This window comes from Allobosea sp. (assembly GCF_036675845.1).
In the GTDB taxonomy this organism is placed as follows: Bacteria; Pseudomonadota; Alphaproteobacteria; order Rhizobiales; family Beijerinckiaceae; genus Allobosea.
Window position 1 is genome coordinate 13,257 of record NZ_JAKFED010000046.1, and the last position, 14,447, is coordinate 27,703.

Consider the following 14,447-nt stretch of genomic DNA (forward strand, 5'->3'; position numbering starts at 1 on the left):
TCGCGGCCGAAGCCGCCGGCAACAGCCGGCCCCGTTTTCCAGCAAGATCGTACCATCGCCATGTCGCTCCCTCTCCCGCAAGACCGCCTCGACGGCATCGTCGCCCGCCATGCCGCGGCCAGCGATGCGATCAACCATGCCAGCGAGCCGACCCGCGTCGTCGAGCTCGCCAAGGAACTGGCGGAACTCGATCCGGTGGTCGCGGCGATCGCCGCCTGGCGCAAGGCTCAGGGCTCGCTCGAGGAAGCCCTCGCCCTGATCGACGACCCGGCGACCGATGCCGAGATGCGCGACCTCGCCTATGAGGAGCGCGACCATGCCCGCGCCGAGATCGAGGCGCGCGGCCGCGAGATCCTGATCGCGCTGCTGCCGAAGGACGCGGCCGACGAGCGCGGCGTCATCCTCGAGATCCGGGCCGGCACCGGCGGCGACGAGGCCTCGCTCTTCGCCGGCGATCTGCTGCGCATGTATCAGCGCCACGCCGCCCAGAAGGGCTGGAGCGTCGACATCCTCTCGGAGAGCGAAGGCACGGTCGGCGGCTTCAAGGAGGTCATCGCCGAGATTTCCGGCAAGGGCGTCTATGCCCGGCTCAAATACGAGTCGGGCGTGCACCGGGTGCAGCGCGTGCCCGACACCGAGACCAGCGGGCGCATCCACACCTCGGCCGCCACCGTGGCGATGCTGCCGCTGGCCGGCGAGGTCGACGTCGTGCTCGAGGAGAAGGATTTGCGCATCGACACGATGCGGGCCCAGGGCGCCGGCGGCCAGCACGTCAACAAGACCGAATCGGCGGTGCGGCTGACCCATATCCCGAGCGGCATCGTGGTGCTGGTCCAGGACGAGCGCTCGCAGCACAAGAACAAGGCGCGCGCCTATGAGCTGATGCGCGCCAAGATCTACGACATGGAGCGCAGCCGCGCCGATGCCGAGCGCTCGGCCGACCGGCGCTCGCAGGTCGGCTCCGGCGACCGCTCGGAGCGCATCCGCACCTACAACTTCCCGCAGGGGCGCGTCACCGACCACCGCATCAACCTGACGCTCTACAAGCTCGACGAGATGATGCAGGGGCTGGTGCTGGACGAGATCATCGATGCGCTGACCGCCGCGCGCCAGGCGGAACTGCTCGCCGAGCAGGGCAGCGTGTGAACTTTCGCGCGTTTCGCACGTTGAGCCGACATCACTCGCTCAATTTGGGGAGGAACGTCATGAGAGTCCTGTTCGGCAGCATCGCCATCGCCGCCGCCATCGCGCTGACGCCGCTGGCGGCCGCGGCTCAGACCGGAGCGCAGACGGCGCGCAAGGTCTTCAGCGGCGAGCCGGCGCACCTGCAGAAGGCGAAGACCGAGAAGCAGGCACGTCAGGATTGCCAGCGCCAGTTCCGCGGCGCTAGGGAGGGCAAGTCCGCACTGAAGATCAAGGTCAACGCCTGCATCCAGGAGCAGATGCAGGGCAATTGATGCGCCGCTCGGCCGGCGCGAAGGATTCGCTTGAACGATATCGATCCGCCAGTCCAACCCGCCGCCTTCCCGGCGGCGGGTGAAGACGCTACGACCGCCAGGATCGCGCTCGCGCGTGTCCTGCGCCAGGCCGGCATCGCCGATGCGGCGTTCGAGGCGCGAATCCTGATCGAGGATTTGGCGGGCGAGGATCTTGCTGGCAGCGGAGCAAAGCTCGACGAGCCGGCCGTGCTTAGGCTGCGCGCCGCCCTCGAGCGCCGCCTCGCCGGCGAACCGCTCTGGCGCATTCTCGGCGCGCGTGAATTCTGGGGGCTGAGCTTCGCGCTTTCCCCCGGCACCTTGGAGCCCCGCCCCGACAGCGAGACCCTGATCGGGGCGGCGCTGGATCATCTCGGCACACGGCGGCATGAAGCCCTGAACATCCTCGATCTCGGTACCGGCACCGGCTGCCTGCTGATCGCAGCGCTCAGCGAATTCCCGCAGGCGCGCGGCATCGGCGTCGACCTGTCGGACGACGCGCTCGCGACCGCCGCCGGCAATGCCGCGCGCAACCGCGTCTCGGAGCGTGCGCAGTTCCGGCGGGCGCGCTGGGACGAGGGCCTGAGCGAACGCTTCGACCTCGTCCTGTCGAATCCGCCTTATATCGCCAGCGCCGAGATCGCCCTGCTCGATGCCGGGGTGCGCGAGCACGACCCGCTGCTGGCGCTCGATGGCGGAGCGGACGGGCTCGACGCCTACCGCGATCTCGCCGCCCTGCTGCCCGCCCGGCTCGCGGCCGGAGGGCGGGCGGTATTGGAGATCGGCGCCGGCCAGGAAGACCGGGTGCGAGCCTTGATGACAGCGGCCGGGCTGCGCCATCTGCGCTCCCATCGCGATCTCGGCGGCCATAGCCGCGCCCTCGTCTTCGCCGGGGAAATATGATCCTGCACAGTTTTTTGCGCGAATTTGCTTGGAAGGGCGACGGAAACCGGTTATGCACGCAGGGTCTTGAAGACGGTGTCGTCAGCACATAACCTTTAGCAAGGTCCAGCGAACCGGCCTGGCTTTCGGATCACTGCCAGGACCGACGTTACTGACACAGCGAGACCGAGACTCCAGAGCGTGCCGGATTGCCGCTCAGGTCGGGAGCTGCAGAAGCTCCGTTGGAAAGAGCGCGTGAAGACCAATATCGGCGCAGAGCCCATTCAGGTCGGATTGCCTCAGCGCGGCGTCGCAACCCGCCGCGCGTCACGGTGCACGTGACGCCCTTGCAAGGTTGCTTAGAATGAACAGAACGCGAGATTGACGCGAATGAGACCAGGTCAGAACCGGCGCATGCGCGGCCGTAACAACAATAACAATAACAACAGCAATAGCGGCAACCGGAAATCTCCTAACCCGTTGCAGCGGAGCTACGAGTCGAACGGCCCCGACGTCAAGGTCAGGGGCACGGCTCAGCATGTCGCGGAGAAGTACCTCCAGCTCGCACGCGATGCCCAGTCTTCGGGTGACCCGGTCGCGGCGGAGAACTATTTCCAGCACGCCGAGCACTATTACCGCATCCTGCTCGCCGCTCAGGAGCAGATGGCCCAGCAATTCGGCCACAGCTTCCCGCCCAACCGCGCCTTCAGCGACGACCCCGACGAGGGCGAGGAGGAAGGCGAGGAGGAGGGCAGCTTCCAGGCCGGCGGCCAGCAGCAGCCGCCCGAGCGCCAGCAGTTCAACGGCAATCATGGCGGCGTCAACGGCCATGCCGGACAGCGCCAGGACGGCGAGGGCGGCGAAGGCCAGCCCGGCGGCGGCCAGCGCTTCGAACGGCCGAATCGCAGCCAGGATCGCAATTTCGACCGCAACCAGGACCGTGGCCAGGACCGTGGCCAGGAACAGCGCAACGGCCCGCGCCGCTTCGACCGCAACGAGCGGCCCGAGCGCGGCGAGCGTCGCTTCGAGCAGCGCCAGGACGGCCAGCCGGCCCCCTATGCGCCGCGGCCGGAAGCGCAGCCCGGCGCCGAGCAGCCCGACCTCGCCCCGGCTCCGAGCCAGGCCGAGCGGCGCCCCGAGCGGCCCGAGCGGCAGCCCCGGGCCGAACGCCGGCCCCGCCGCGAGGCCGTGCCGGCGGTCGATACCGAGCAGGAAACCGCAGCCGCACTGCCGGCCTTCCTGACGACGCCGACGCGCGTGCCGATCGCCATCGCGGCCGACGAGCCGGCAGCCGCCGCTCCGGCGCCTGCACCGGTCGCCCCTGCTCCGGCCAGCGAGTCCGAAACGTCCGAGGAGAAGCCCAAGCGCCCGCGCGGCCGCCGCCGCTCGCCGCGCGAGGTCATGGACGCGCTCGGCTCCGACAGCGACACCGCGGCCGAATGAGCCGCCGCGACTGATCGAAGACCGATCAACGGATGAGGGCCCGCAAGGGCCCTTTTTCGTGTCAGGCGATGCCGGCCGTAACCGGCTCGGTCGCGGCGACCGGCTCCAGCCGTGCGCCCTGGGCGAGGCTGCCGCCGGCGAGGACGCGGCAATAGATGCCGCAATCGACATGGCCATAGGCCTGCATCAGCGCCCTGGGGATCTGCAGGTCGCGGATGCCGGTGGCCGGATCGACATTGGTCGCCGCGCAGCGCTCGATCCGCTTGATCACCTGCAGGCGCAGGCCCGCCGGCCCCTCCAGCTCCCGGCCGACCAGATCGTTCTCGGCCCAGGCGGGAAGGCCCTCGACCAGGACATTGCCGCGGAAGCGCAGCGGATCGATGGCGACGCCCATGCGGGCTTCAAGATCGGCGACGCTTGCCAGATTGATGATCGAGACGAAGCCCGAGCGCGAATCGGTGAAGCGGTAGCCTTCCGGGGCGGCGAGCAGCCGCGGCCGGCCGCGCAGCTCGTCCGGCATGAAGCCCTCGAAGAAGACGGCGAGCCGTTCCCGGCCTTCGGGACTGGCAGGGTCGATCCGCAGGACCTCGCGCCCCTCCTGCGCGATCACCAGCTCGCCGCTGGCATCGTCATGGAGGGTCTTCAGCCGCGCCAGCGACTCGTTGCGCATCAGCATCAGGTATTTGATCTTGGGCTGGTGCACCGGCGCGGCCGGATCGAAGCCCGACGGGCCGTTCTCGATGGCGAAGAGCCGGTCGCCGGGAAAATAGCCGCCGGACGCCAGCGCCGCGCCCGCCAGCCGCTCCGGCGAGAGACCCTTGACCGGATAGCGGTACAGCGATGCCACGCGCATGATCTTGTCCTTGGAAAGCTCGGCCGGGATGGGGAGCTTGGCACGCCGGAGCGCCGGCGATCTAGCGCCGGGTGACCGGCAATCGATGAAATGCCTGCATGGGTTCGATCAGCCCGGCTCGCCAAGCGCTGCGGCGGCAGCCTCGTCTTCCTCGCCATCGGCGACCGAGCGCTGGCAGCCCCAGCCCGACAGCACGTCGTCAGTCTCGTCCGCCACGAAAAAACGGGCCGCGTCGCGGTCATAGCCCTCGGCGAGCAGCCGGTCGTAATCGGTGTGGCTGTGGCGGACATGGCTGCCGAGCGCCAGCCAGAGCGCCGTCGCGGGCGGCAGGGCCTTCATGTGGTTGCGTCCGGCCAGCGTCAGCACGGCCTCGGCATCGAGCAAGGGGATGCCCGGCGCGAGCGCCCGCAGCGCCTTGCGAATCGCCTGTTGCCGCCGCGTTCCAACCATGGCGGCAGGCTGGGCGGCCGGGAGGAGCGCCGTCAATCCCGATCATGCCGCCCCCCTCTTCCGTTGCCCGGATGCAACACCTATCTCTCTGGGCGAGAGGTCGCCCGACAGGGGGCCTCATCCTGACGAAAGGCAGCCGGCTCCGCCGCCACGGGGCGCGACCGGCGGGCGGAGAAACATTGATGGACATCGAGAAATACACCGATCGGGCCAAGGGCTTCCTCCAGGCGGCACAGACCATCGCGATGCGCGAGGGTCACCCGCAATTCACGCCAGAGCACCTGCTGAAGGCGCTGCTCGACGATGGCGAAGGCATGGCCGCAGGGCTGATCGACCGCGCCGGCGGCCAGTCGCGCCTTGCCAAGCAGATGGTCGACGCCTCCCTGGCGAAGCTGCCCAAGGTCAGCGGCGCCGGTGCCGGCGCCCCGCAGCTGACGCCGCAGCTGGCGCGCGTTTTCGGCACGGCCGAGAAGGCGGCGGAAAAGGCCGGCGACAGCTTCGTCACGGTCGAGCGCCTGTTGCTGGCGCTGGCGATCGAGAAGGAGACCGAGGCCGGCAAGGTGCTGGCCAAGGCCGGCGTCACGCCGCAGGGGCTCAACAGCGCGATCGAGGCGATCCGCAAGGGCCGCACCGCCGATTCCGCGTCGGCCGAGCAGGGCTATGACGCGCTGAAGAAATATGCGCGCGACCTGACGGCGGCCGCCCGCGAGGGCAAGCTCGACCCGGTGATCGGCCGCGACGAGGAAATCCGCCGCACCATCCAGGTGCTGTCGCGTCGGACCAAGAACAACCCCGTCCTGATCGGCGAGCCCGGCGTCGGCAAGACCGCGATCGCCGAGGGCCTGGCGCTGCGCATCGTCAATGGCGACGTGCCCGAAAGCCTGAAGGACAAGGAGCTGCTGGCCCTCGACATGGGCTCGCTGATCGCCGGCGCGAAATATCGCGGCGAGTTCGAGGAGCGGCTGAAGGCCGTGCTCTCCGAGGTCTCGGCCGCGGCCGGCGGCGTCGTCCTGTTCATCGACGAGATGCACACCCTGGTCGGCGCCGGCAAGGCCGACGGCGCGATGGACGCCTCCAACTTGCTGAAGCCGGCTCTGGCGCGCGGCGAGCTGCACTGCATCGGCGCGACCACGCTCGACGAGTACCGGAAATATGTCGAGAAGGACGCGGCGCTGGCACGGCGCTTCCAGCCCGTCTTCGTCGACGAGCCCAGCGTCGAGGACACGATCTCGATCCTGCGCGGGCTGAAGGAGAAATACGAGCAGCACCACCGCGTCCGCATCACCGATTCGGCGCTGGTCGCGGCAACGACCTTGTCGAGCCGCTACATCGCCGACCGCTTCCTGCCGGACAAGGCGATCGACCTCGTCGACGAGGCCTCGGCGCGCCTGCGCATGCAGGTCGATTCCAAGCCCGAAGAGCTCGACTCGATCGACCGCGAGATCGTCCGGCTGCGCATCGAGCAGGAGGCGCTGAAGAAGGAGAGCGATGCCGGCTCGCAGGAGCGGCTGCGGCGTCTCGAATCCGAACTCACCGAACTGGAAGCCCGCTCGGCGACGATCACCGCACGCTGGAAGGCCGAGAAGGACAAGCTCGGCCAGGCGGCGGAGATCAAGACGAAGCTCGACAATGCCCGCAACGAGCTGGCACAGGCGCAGCGCAAGGGCGAGTACCAGCGCGCCGGCGAGCTGGCCTATGGCGAGATCCCGCAGCTCGAGAAGATGCTCACCGAGATCGAGGCGATCGGCGACTCGTCCGGCATGGTCGAGGAGGCGGTGACGCCGGACCATGTCGCGCAGGTGGTCAGCCGCTGGACCGGCGTGCCGGTCGACCGGATGCTGGAAGGCGAGAAGGACAAGCTGCTCCGCATGGAGGAGAGCCTCGGCCGTCGCGTCGTCGGCCAGGAGGAGGCGGTCGAGGCGGTTTCCAAGGCCGTCAGGCGCGCGCGTGCCGGCTTGCAGGACCCGAACCGGCCGATCGGCTCGTTCATGTTCCTCGGACCGACCGGCGTCGGCAAGACCGAGCTGACGAAAGCCCTGGCGGCCTTCCTGTTCGACGACGAGACGGCGATGGTCCGGCTCGACATGTCGGAATACATGGAGAAGCACTCGGTCAGCCGGCTGATCGGCGCCCCTCCGGGCTATGTCGGCTATGAGGAAGGCGGCGCGCTGACCGAAGCGGTGCGGCGCCGGCCCTATCAGGTCGTGCTGTTCGACGAGGTCGAGAAGGCGCATCCGGACGTGTTCAACGTCCTGCTGCAGGTGCTCGACGACGGCCGCCTGACCGACGGCCAGGGCCGCACGGTCGACTTCCGCAACGTGCTGATCATCATGACCTCGAATCTCGGCTCGGAATATCTGGTGAACCAGCCTGAGGGCGAGGACAGCGACGCGGTGCGCGACGAGGTGATGGGCGTGGTGCGCCACGCCTTCCGGCCGGAGTTCCTCAACCGGATCGACGACATCATCCTGTTTCACCGCCTGCGGCGGGCCGATATGGGTGCGATCGTCGACATCCAGATGGCTCGCCTCGACAAGCTCCTGGTCGATCGCAAGATCACGCTCGAGCTCTCCGACGAGGCCCGCGACTGGCTGGCCGACAAGGGCTACGACCCGGCCTATGGCGCGCGCCCGCTGAAGCGGGTGATCCAGAAGTCGGTGCAGGACCCGCTGGCCGAGCTGCTGCTCGCCGGCACCGTCCGCGACGGCGACAGCGTGCCGCTGACGGTCGGCCCGGCCGGGCTGATGCTCGGCGAGTTCCCGGCCGCGCGCGAAGGCCGGCCGGCAGGCGTGGCGCTGAACTGAGTCTCGGCTGCATCAATGCGAAGGGCGCCGCGAAAGCGGCGCCCTTTTTTATGCTCTCCAGCAGGCGATGACAAACGGGACCGGCGCGGGGAACCCCTCTCCTGTAAGGAGAGGGCAGGGGTGAGGTATGCGGGAGGGAGATCGTTAGCCTGAACCCGACCACGCTGCGAGCGCTCGCGGCACTGGTCCAACGGCCTACACCTCACCCTGCCCTCTCCTTACAGGAGAGGGTTCCCCGCGCTTCGATCGTCACCGCCAGCCGGACAGCCATGCGAGCATGACGCGGTTCCGGACCTCACTCCATCCGCGCCGCGGTGCGCATCACTGCCAGCGCCAGCGTCTGCGCCGCCGGGACGATGCTCTCGACCTCGAGGAACTCGTCCGGCGTATGGGCCATGCCGCCTATGGGCCCGACGCTGCACAGCGTCGGGCAGCCCTGCGCCGCGGTGAAGCCGGAATCGGCGCAGCCGCCGGTGTATTCGGCCGTCACGGCGATGCCGAGCCCGGCCGCCGCGTCGCGATAGGCCTCATAGAGCGCGGCCGATTCCGCTGTGGTCTCCAGCGGCAGGAACTCGCCCTTGATGATGAGCCTGGCCGACGAGCCCTCGACCACCGGCGTCTCGACGATGGCGCGGATGGCGGCGACCAGCTCGTCGCGCTGGGCCTTGGTCCGGTAGCGCAAATCGATCTCGCACCAGGCATGCGGGGCGACGGTGTTGACCGTCTGGCCGCCGCCGATCAGCCCGACATTGACGGTGACGCCGGCGGCAAGATCGGTCAGGCCCTGCAGCCGCGGGATCTTGTGGCCGAGATCGACGATGGCCGAGACGCCCTTCTCGTAATTCGCGCCGGAATGGGCCGCCTTGCCGAGGAACTCGGCCCGCATGAAGACGCCGCCCTTGCGGCCGCTGGTGATCGACTGCTTGCGGTCGCGCGAAAACTCCGTCCCGGCCGGCAGCCGGCTCGGCTCGGCGTTGAAGACGCAGCGCGCCTCGCGCGCCGCCGCCTCGATCACCGGGCGCGAGGAGGGCGAGGCGATCTCCTCGTCGCTGGTGGTCAGCATCATCAGCGGCGCCTTCAAGCCCCCGCAGGCGGAGAAGGCGGCGGCGACGAAGGCTTCGATCACCAGCCCGGCCTTCATGTCGGCGACGCCCGGCCCATAGGCGCGCCCGTCCTTGACGGTGAAGGGCCGGCGCGTCGGCTCGCCCTCGGGGAAGACGGTGTCGCGATGCCCGAGCAGCAGCACCGGCCGCTGGTCGTTGGCGGCAGGATTGGGCAGGCGCGCCTTGACCGCGTCGCCATAGCGAGCATCGGGCACGATCTCGACGACAAGCCCGTTCTTCTCATGGAAGCGCGCCAGAACTTGCCCGGCCCGGTCGACGCCGGCCTTGTCATAGGAGCCGGAATCGGTGTCGACCATCTCGCGCAGCAGGTCGATCATCGCCTGCCGGCGCTCGCCAAGCCAGGCGGTAATGCGGGCTTCTTCGGGCGTCATCTCGCTCATCGTCGGCGCTCTCTATGGTTCCGAATGCGAAGGGAGCCAAATCTAGAGCATCGACGCGACGACAGGGAACCGGCATTCGCGCCGGTCCTCCCCGCTTTTCCGGTAGATCCGTCGTCTGCTTCGCCTTCTGAAGGCCGTCATCAGCCATACAATCATACAGAAGGCGGCATTCAGGCAGCGTTCGGCTCGGAATTCACGGCGCTCTGCGGGAGAGGATGCGAGGATGAATCTCCACATCGTCATTTCAGGCCTGGTTCAAGGCGTCGGCTACCGGCAGTGGCTGCGAGAGCGCGCGCTCGCCGCCGGGGTGACCGGCTGGGTGCGCAACCGGAGCGACGGCACCGTGGAGGCCGTTCTTTCCGGGGCGCCGGAAGCAGTGGAGGCGTTGGTCGCCGAGGCGAGAAAGGGACCGCTCGGCGCCAAGGTCGCAGACATCGACCGCCGCGAGGCCTCGGCGTCAGCAGCCGACCATGCGAGCGAGGATTTCACGATTGCGCGCAGCATCTAAAGGGCGCGCGAAGAGCCGGTTCAAAGCTCGCATCGCCGCCGAGCTCGCGACACTGCAGCCCTCCGCAACGGGCGCGACAACAAAAGGACCTGGCGGAACAGTCCGCTCATGACCCATTCCCGACCTTGTGCCTCCGCTTCAACGAGGTAATACTTCTCCGAGCGGTGCTCCAATTCAAGCGAATTGTCTTCGGGGGAGCGAGCAGTAAACTATCCATCGCAGCAGGCTTTTCATGATCAGAGCCTTACTCACAACGCCGATTTTCATTGCTGTTTGGAGTGCCTGCAGCATCATTGGTGCTTTTTTGGGGAGCTATTTCTTTTACCATATTAATGAGTATTCATTTTTTGTCGGCCTGATATTTGGCGCTTTGATTGGCTTGCCGGTCGCATTCTCAGCAATCGGGTATCTGTGGCGGGATTGAGATGCTCCATTCCACCTCTGGTGCGAGCCTGAAACGCCCCTCTTTTGGCCGCAGAACAATGACCGCTTCCGCCCCCAACTATGACATTCGCTACGTCGGTGGCTTGACACCCATGGCCCAATAGAAAAGGCCCGCCGGACAGCCGGCGAGCCTTGGATGTGACGAGGCCCGCACCGGCGCCTCGTGAAAGGTCCGACTTACTCGGCCGCGCGCTGCGGCGTGCCCTCGGTCACCGAAATGCCCCGACGTTCGCGCCCGTCCGCCTTGGCCAGCGCCCGGCGCACGCCATTGCCGTAGTCCGGGTGGATCTTGTCGAAATGGCCGAGCTGGCGCTCCTCGATCTCCTGCGGGATGCCGCCCATCGCCGCGGCGATGTTGGAGAACAGGCGCTCCTTCTGGGCCTGGTCGAACAGGTTGAACAGGGCGCGCGGCTGCGAATAATCGTCATTGCCGATGCGGTGGTTGTAGCGGTCGGCAGCGCCGTCGATGCGCAGCGGCGGCTCCTTGGCCGACGGCTCCTCGACCGGGCCGCCGAAGGAGTTCGGCTCGTAATAGGCGTCGGGATTGCCCGTCTTGATGCCGCCATAAGTGTTCATCTGGCCGTCGCGGTGATAGTGGTGCACCGGGATTTTCGCCTGGTTTACGGGTATGTTCTCGTAATGCGTGCCGAGCCGGTGGCGATGGGCATCGGCATAGGAGAAGACGCGGGCCTGCAGCATCTTGTCGGGCGAGAAGCCGATGCCCGGCACGATGTTCGACGGTGAGAAGGCCGCGTTCTCGATCTCGGCGAAATAGTTCTCCGGATTGCGGTTGAGCTCCATCACGCCGATGTCGATCGGCGGGTACTCGGCATGCGGCCAGACCTTGGTCAGGTCGAAGGGGTTGTAGGAGGTCTTGTCGGCGTCGAGCTCCGGCATGATCTGGACCTGCACCTTCCAGCGCGGATACTCGCCGCGCTCCAGCGCGTTGTAGAGGTCCTCCTGCGTGGTCTCGCGGCTCTTGCCGACGACCGCCGCCGCCTCGTCATTGGTCCAGTGCCTGTGACCCTGCAGGGTCTTGAAGTGGAACTTGATCCAGTAGCGTTCGCCGCTGTCGTTCCAGAAGGAATAGGTGTGCGAGCCATAGCCGTTGATGTGGCGCACATCGGTCGGCAGGCCGCGATCGGACATCAGGATGGTGACCTGGTGCAGGCTCTCGGGGCTGAGCGACCAGAAGTCCCACATCGCCGTCGGCGAGCGCATATTGGTCTTGGGGTGGCGCTTCTGGGTGTGGATGAAGTCGGGGAACTTGACTGGATCGCGCACGAAGAAGACCGGCGTGTTGTTGCCGACCAGATCCCAATTGCCGTCCTGGGTGTAGAACTTCAGCGCGAAGCCACGCACGTCGCGCTCGGCGTCGGCGGCGCCGAGCTCGCCGGCGACCGTCGAGAAGCGCGCCAGCATCGGCGTCACGGCGCCGGGCTGGAGCGCCTTGGCCTTGGTGTATTTCGAGATGTCACCGGTGATGGTCAGCGTGCCATAGGCGCCCCAGCCCTTGGCGTGCACGGCGCGCTCGGGGATGCGCTCGCGGTTCTGGTGCGCCAGCTTCTCGATCAGCTGGTAGTCCTGCATCAGGACCGGGCCGCGCTCGCCGGCGGTGACGGAATTCTGGTTGTCCGGGATCGGCGCGCCGGCCGACGTCCGCATGATCTCGTTCTTCGACATCTTGTCCTCCACCTCTACCCACCGGGATCCAGCAGGCCGGCCGAAGCGGCGGCCATGCTGGAATTGGAGGAAGTAACAGGTCATCGCGACGATGATGTCCAATACCGTTTGCGCCACCGCTCGATAGGTTTATCTTATCGACATGATCACCTTGAAACAGCTACGCTATTTTGCCGCCGTCGCGCGCCAGCGCCATTTCGGCCGGGCCGCCGCCGAATGCCATGTCAGCCAGCCGGCGCTGTCGCTGCAGATCCAGGAGCTCGAGAGCTTCCTCGGCACGCAACTGGTCGAGCGCCGGCGCAATGCCGTCGCCCTGACCGAGGCGGGCCGCGACATCGCCGAGCGGGCCGGACGGATCCTGATGGAGGCGCAGGACCTGGTCGACCATGCGCGGCACCGGCCGAGCGTCCTGACCGGGCGGCTCGAACTCGGCGTGATCCCCTCGATCGCCCCCTATCTGCTGCCGGCGACGCTGCCGCGCCTGCAGGAGAACTATCCGGGGCTCGATATCGGCCTGCGCGAGACGCAGACGGCGACCCTGCTCGGCGACCTCGTCGACGGCCGGCTCGATGTCGCGCTGCTCTCGCTGCCGGTCGAGCGGCCGGGGCTGGAGAGCCTGCATCTGTTCGACGATGCGTTCATCCTGGTGCTGCCATCGGCGCCCGGCGGCGACGAAGCGGCGCTGACGCCGGAGGCGGTGCTGTCAGGCGAGAGCCTGCTGCTGCTGGAGGAGGGCCATTGCCTGCGCGACCAGGCGCTGAGCTTCTGCGGCGCGACGAGCCTCGGCTCGCGCCGGCAATATGGCGCCTCCAGCCTCTCGACCATCATGCAGATGGTGGCGAACGGCTTCGGCGCGACGCTGCTGCCGGCCATGGCGCTGCCGATCGAGCTTCGGCCCGACATGCCGGTCAGGCTGTTCCGCTTCGCCGCGCCGGAGCCGAGCCGCTCGATCGGCCTGGTCTGGCGCAAGAGCTCGGCCCGGAAATCCGACTTCCACGCCCTCGCGCGTATCCTCGCCGAGATCGGCAACGCGCTGGCAGAGCCGCGCGAAGGCAGCGCGCCGATCGAGCCGGAGGCGCTCAGGATGCCTTCGCCTCAGCGCCGCGCCTCATAGGCGATGCGCAGGGCAAAGCCCGCGAGCAGCGTGCCCATCAGCCAGCGCTGCGCCAGCGACCAGAGCGGCCGCGTGCGCAGGAACAGGGCGATGGCGCCGGCGCCGAAGGTGATCAGCGTGTTGACGCTGACGCTGACCACGATCTGGATCAGCCCGAGCAGGATCGACTGGGCCAGCACGCTGCCCGCCGCCGGGTCGATGAACTGCGGCAGCAGCGCCAGGTAGAACATCGCGATCTTCGGATTGAGCAGGCTGGTCAGCAGCCCCATCATGAACAGCTTGCGCGGCCCGTCATGCGGCAGGTCGCGGACATGGAAGGGCGAGCGGCCGCCCGGGCGCAAAGCCTGCCAGGCGAGCCAGAGCAGATAGGCCGCCCCCGCCAGCCGCAGCGCATCATAGGCGTAAGGCACGGCGAAGATCAGCGCGGTGATGCCGAAGGCGGCGCAGAAGACGTAGAACAGGAAGCCGAGCGCGATGCCGCCGAGCGAGATCATGCCCGCCATCGGCCCCTGCGCGATCGAGCGCGAGATCAGGTAGATCATGTTCGGGCCGGGCGTCAGCACCATGCCCAGCGCCACCAGGGCGAAGGCCAGCAGAGTCGAGAGTTCGGGCATCGCGTTTCCCCCGGATCCGGTGGCCGCGAAGATGCACAGGCGGCGCCGATTCCGGCAAGGTGGCCCGCATGCAACGGCGGCATGACTGCCTGGATGATCGCGGCGGGCGAACGCGGCGCTTGCCGCTGCCGGGTTTAGCCCCGATCATGCGCCGGCAACCCAGGGCCCGCCTGCCAGAGCCCGCCCGCCAGAGCCACCCATGATGAACCTGTTCAGCCGCATCCTTTACTCCGCCATCGCCGGAGCGCTGCTGCTGGCGGCCGTCGTGCTGATGGCGGTCGTGGTAGTGCGGAGCTTCACCGGCTTCTGGACCGGCGAGGCGGCGCTCGACACCATGCTCGACGGGATCGGCCTCGTCATCATCGCCGTGGCGGTCGCCGATGTCGGCAAATTCCTGTTCGAGGAGGAGGTCGTCAATGATCGCGAGCGGCGCCGCCCGGCCGAGGCGAGGGGCTCGCTGACAAAGTTCATGACGATCATCATCATCGCGCTGAGCCTGGAGGCACTGGTGCTGATCACCAAGGCCGCGCGCAACGACATGGCCGACATTGTCTATCCGGCCCTGCTCGTCCTGCTGGCGGTTCTCGCCATGGTCGGCCTCGGCCTGTTCCAGAAGCTGAGCCAGAACACGACGGCGTCCGTGGCCGACGAGCAACGCGGCAGGACCGGGTCA

At 67.9% G+C, this 14,447-nt stretch carries 14 protein-coding genes; 9 read left to right on the forward strand and 5 right to left on the reverse strand.

The window, feature by feature from the left end:
- The first annotated feature begins 60 nt into the window (after positions 1 to 60).
- The 4 genes from prfA (at position 61) to V6M56_RS04660 (ending at position 3,800) form a co-directional block, all read left to right on the forward strand.
- On the forward strand, positions 61 to 1,146 hold the full coding sequence (gene prfA / locus V6M56_RS04645) for a peptide chain release factor 1 (RefSeq protein ID WP_332681688.1): 1,086 nt from the start codon (positions 61 to 63) through the stop codon (positions 1,144 to 1,146).
- Between the two features lie 59 nt (positions 1,147 to 1,205).
- Positions 1,206 to 1,457: a hypothetical protein gene (locus tag V6M56_RS04650; protein WP_332681689.1), complete on the forward strand. Its 252-nt coding sequence runs from the start codon at positions 1,206 to 1,208 to the stop codon at positions 1,455 to 1,457.
- 30 nt (positions 1,458 to 1,487) lie between these two features.
- Positions 1,488 to 2,378, forward strand: coding sequence for a peptide chain release factor N(5)-glutamine methyltransferase (gene prmC, locus V6M56_RS04655; protein ID WP_332681691.1), 891 nt, complete (start codon positions 1,488 to 1,490; stop codon positions 2,376 to 2,378).
- A gap of 393 nt (positions 2,379 to 2,771) precedes the next feature.
- Positions 2,772 to 3,800 (forward strand): DUF4167 domain-containing protein, encoded by a 1,029-nt coding sequence (locus V6M56_RS04660; RefSeq protein ID WP_332681692.1) that lies wholly within the window; start codon positions 2,772 to 2,774, stop codon positions 3,798 to 3,800.
- A 61-nt stretch (positions 3,801 to 3,861) separates the two neighbouring features.
- On the opposite strand, the gene V6M56_RS04665 is transcribed toward V6M56_RS04660, so the two are convergent.
- Both V6M56_RS04665 and V6M56_RS04670 read right to left on the reverse strand, forming a co-directional pair.
- On the reverse strand, positions 3,862 to 4,653 hold the full coding sequence (locus tag V6M56_RS04665) for an MOSC domain-containing protein (RefSeq protein ID WP_332681693.1): 792 nt from the start codon (positions 4,651 to 4,653) through the stop codon (positions 3,862 to 3,864).
- Between the two features lie 108 nt (positions 4,654 to 4,761).
- A complete protein-coding gene (locus tag V6M56_RS04670) occupies positions 4,762 to 5,139 on the reverse strand; it encodes a DUF2293 domain-containing protein (protein ID WP_332681695.1) in 378 nt (125 codons plus the stop codon).
- A 146-nt stretch (positions 5,140 to 5,285) separates the two neighbouring features.
- Between V6M56_RS04670 and clpB the strand changes: the two genes are divergently transcribed.
- The gene (clpB, locus tag V6M56_RS04675) at positions 5,286 to 7,907 is read left to right on the forward strand and encodes an ATP-dependent chaperone ClpB (RefSeq protein WP_332681696.1); all 2,622 of its coding nucleotides are present in this window, start codon (positions 5,286 to 5,288) and stop codon (positions 7,905 to 7,907) included.
- Positions 7,908 to 8,202: 295 nt separating this feature from the next.
- Here the strand turns inward: clpB and V6M56_RS04680 are convergent, their stop codons facing one another.
- Positions 8,203 to 9,402, reverse strand: coding sequence for a M20 family metallopeptidase (locus tag V6M56_RS04680; protein ID WP_332681706.1), 1,200 nt, complete (start codon positions 9,400 to 9,402; stop codon positions 8,203 to 8,205).
- Between the two features lie 232 nt (positions 9,403 to 9,634).
- On the opposite strand from V6M56_RS04680, the gene V6M56_RS04685 reads away from it, so the two are divergent.
- Entirely contained in the window at positions 9,635 to 9,919 is a 285-nt protein-coding gene (locus V6M56_RS04685; RefSeq protein ID WP_332681697.1) for an acylphosphatase, read from the forward strand.
- Positions 9,920 to 10,151: 232 nt separating this feature from the next.
- Entirely contained in the window at positions 10,152 to 10,343 is a 192-nt protein-coding gene (locus V6M56_RS04690) for a hypothetical protein (protein WP_332681699.1), read from the forward strand.
- A gap of 197 nt (positions 10,344 to 10,540) precedes the next feature.
- Here V6M56_RS04690 and V6M56_RS04695 read toward each other — a convergent pair whose 3' ends face one another.
- Positions 10,541 to 12,046 (reverse strand): catalase, encoded by a 1,506-nt coding sequence (locus V6M56_RS04695; RefSeq protein WP_332681700.1) that lies wholly within the window; start codon positions 12,044 to 12,046, stop codon positions 10,541 to 10,543.
- Positions 12,047 to 12,188: 142 nt separating this feature from the next.
- Here V6M56_RS04695 and V6M56_RS04700 point away from each other — a divergent pair, with 142 nt between their 5' ends.
- Positions 12,189 to 13,160, forward strand: a complete 972-nt coding sequence (locus V6M56_RS04700) for a LysR substrate-binding domain-containing protein (RefSeq protein WP_332681702.1) — start codon at positions 12,189 to 12,191, stop codon at positions 13,158 to 13,160.
- Here V6M56_RS04700 and V6M56_RS04705 read toward each other — a convergent pair.
- The gene (locus V6M56_RS04705) at positions 13,142 to 13,774 is read right to left on the reverse strand and encodes a LysE family translocator (protein ID WP_332681703.1); all 633 of its coding nucleotides are present in this window, start codon (positions 13,772 to 13,774) and stop codon (positions 13,142 to 13,144) included. The genes V6M56_RS04700 and V6M56_RS04705 overlap by 19 nt on opposite strands.
- 199 nt (positions 13,775 to 13,973) lie before the next feature.
- On the opposite strand from V6M56_RS04705, the gene V6M56_RS04710 reads away from it, so the two are divergent.
- A partial coding sequence (locus V6M56_RS04710; protein WP_332681705.1) for a hypothetical protein occupies positions 13,974 to 14,447 on the forward strand: 474 nt, incomplete at its 3' end.

Coding starts and splice junctions, on each gene's coding strand:
- V6M56_RS04680 (WP_332681706.1), bottom strand. CDS start 9,402: ATGACGCCCGAAGAAGCCCGCATTACCGCCTGGCTTGGCGAGCGCCGG.
- V6M56_RS04690 (WP_332681699.1), top strand. CDS start 10,152: ATGATCAGAGCCTTACTCACAACGCCGATTTTCATTGCTGTTTGGAGT.
- V6M56_RS04665 (WP_332681693.1), bottom strand. CDS start 4,653: ATGCGCGTGGCATCGCTGTACCGCTATCCGGTCAAGGGTCTCTCGCCG.
- V6M56_RS04695 (WP_332681700.1), bottom strand. CDS start 12,046: ATGTCGAAGAACGAGATCATGCGGACGTCGGCCGGCGCGCCGATCCCG.
- V6M56_RS04650 (WP_332681689.1), top strand. CDS start 1,206: ATGAGAGTCCTGTTCGGCAGCATCGCCATCGCCGCCGCCATCGCGCTG.
- V6M56_RS04660 (WP_332681692.1), top strand. CDS start 2,772: ATGCGCGGCCGTAACAACAATAACAATAACAACAGCAATAGCGGCAAC.
- clpB (WP_332681696.1), top strand. CDS start 5,286: ATGGACATCGAGAAATACACCGATCGGGCCAAGGGCTTCCTCCAGGCG.
- V6M56_RS04685 (WP_332681697.1), top strand. CDS start 9,635: ATGAATCTCCACATCGTCATTTCAGGCCTGGTTCAAGGCGTCGGCTAC.
- V6M56_RS04705 (WP_332681703.1), bottom strand. CDS start 13,774: ATGCCCGAACTCTCGACTCTGCTGGCCTTCGCCCTGGTGGCGCTGGGC.
- prfA (WP_332681688.1), top strand. CDS start 61: ATGTCGCTCCCTCTCCCGCAAGACCGCCTCGACGGCATCGTCGCCCGC.
- V6M56_RS04700 (WP_332681702.1), top strand. CDS start 12,189: ATGATCACCTTGAAACAGCTACGCTATTTTGCCGCCGTCGCGCGCCAG.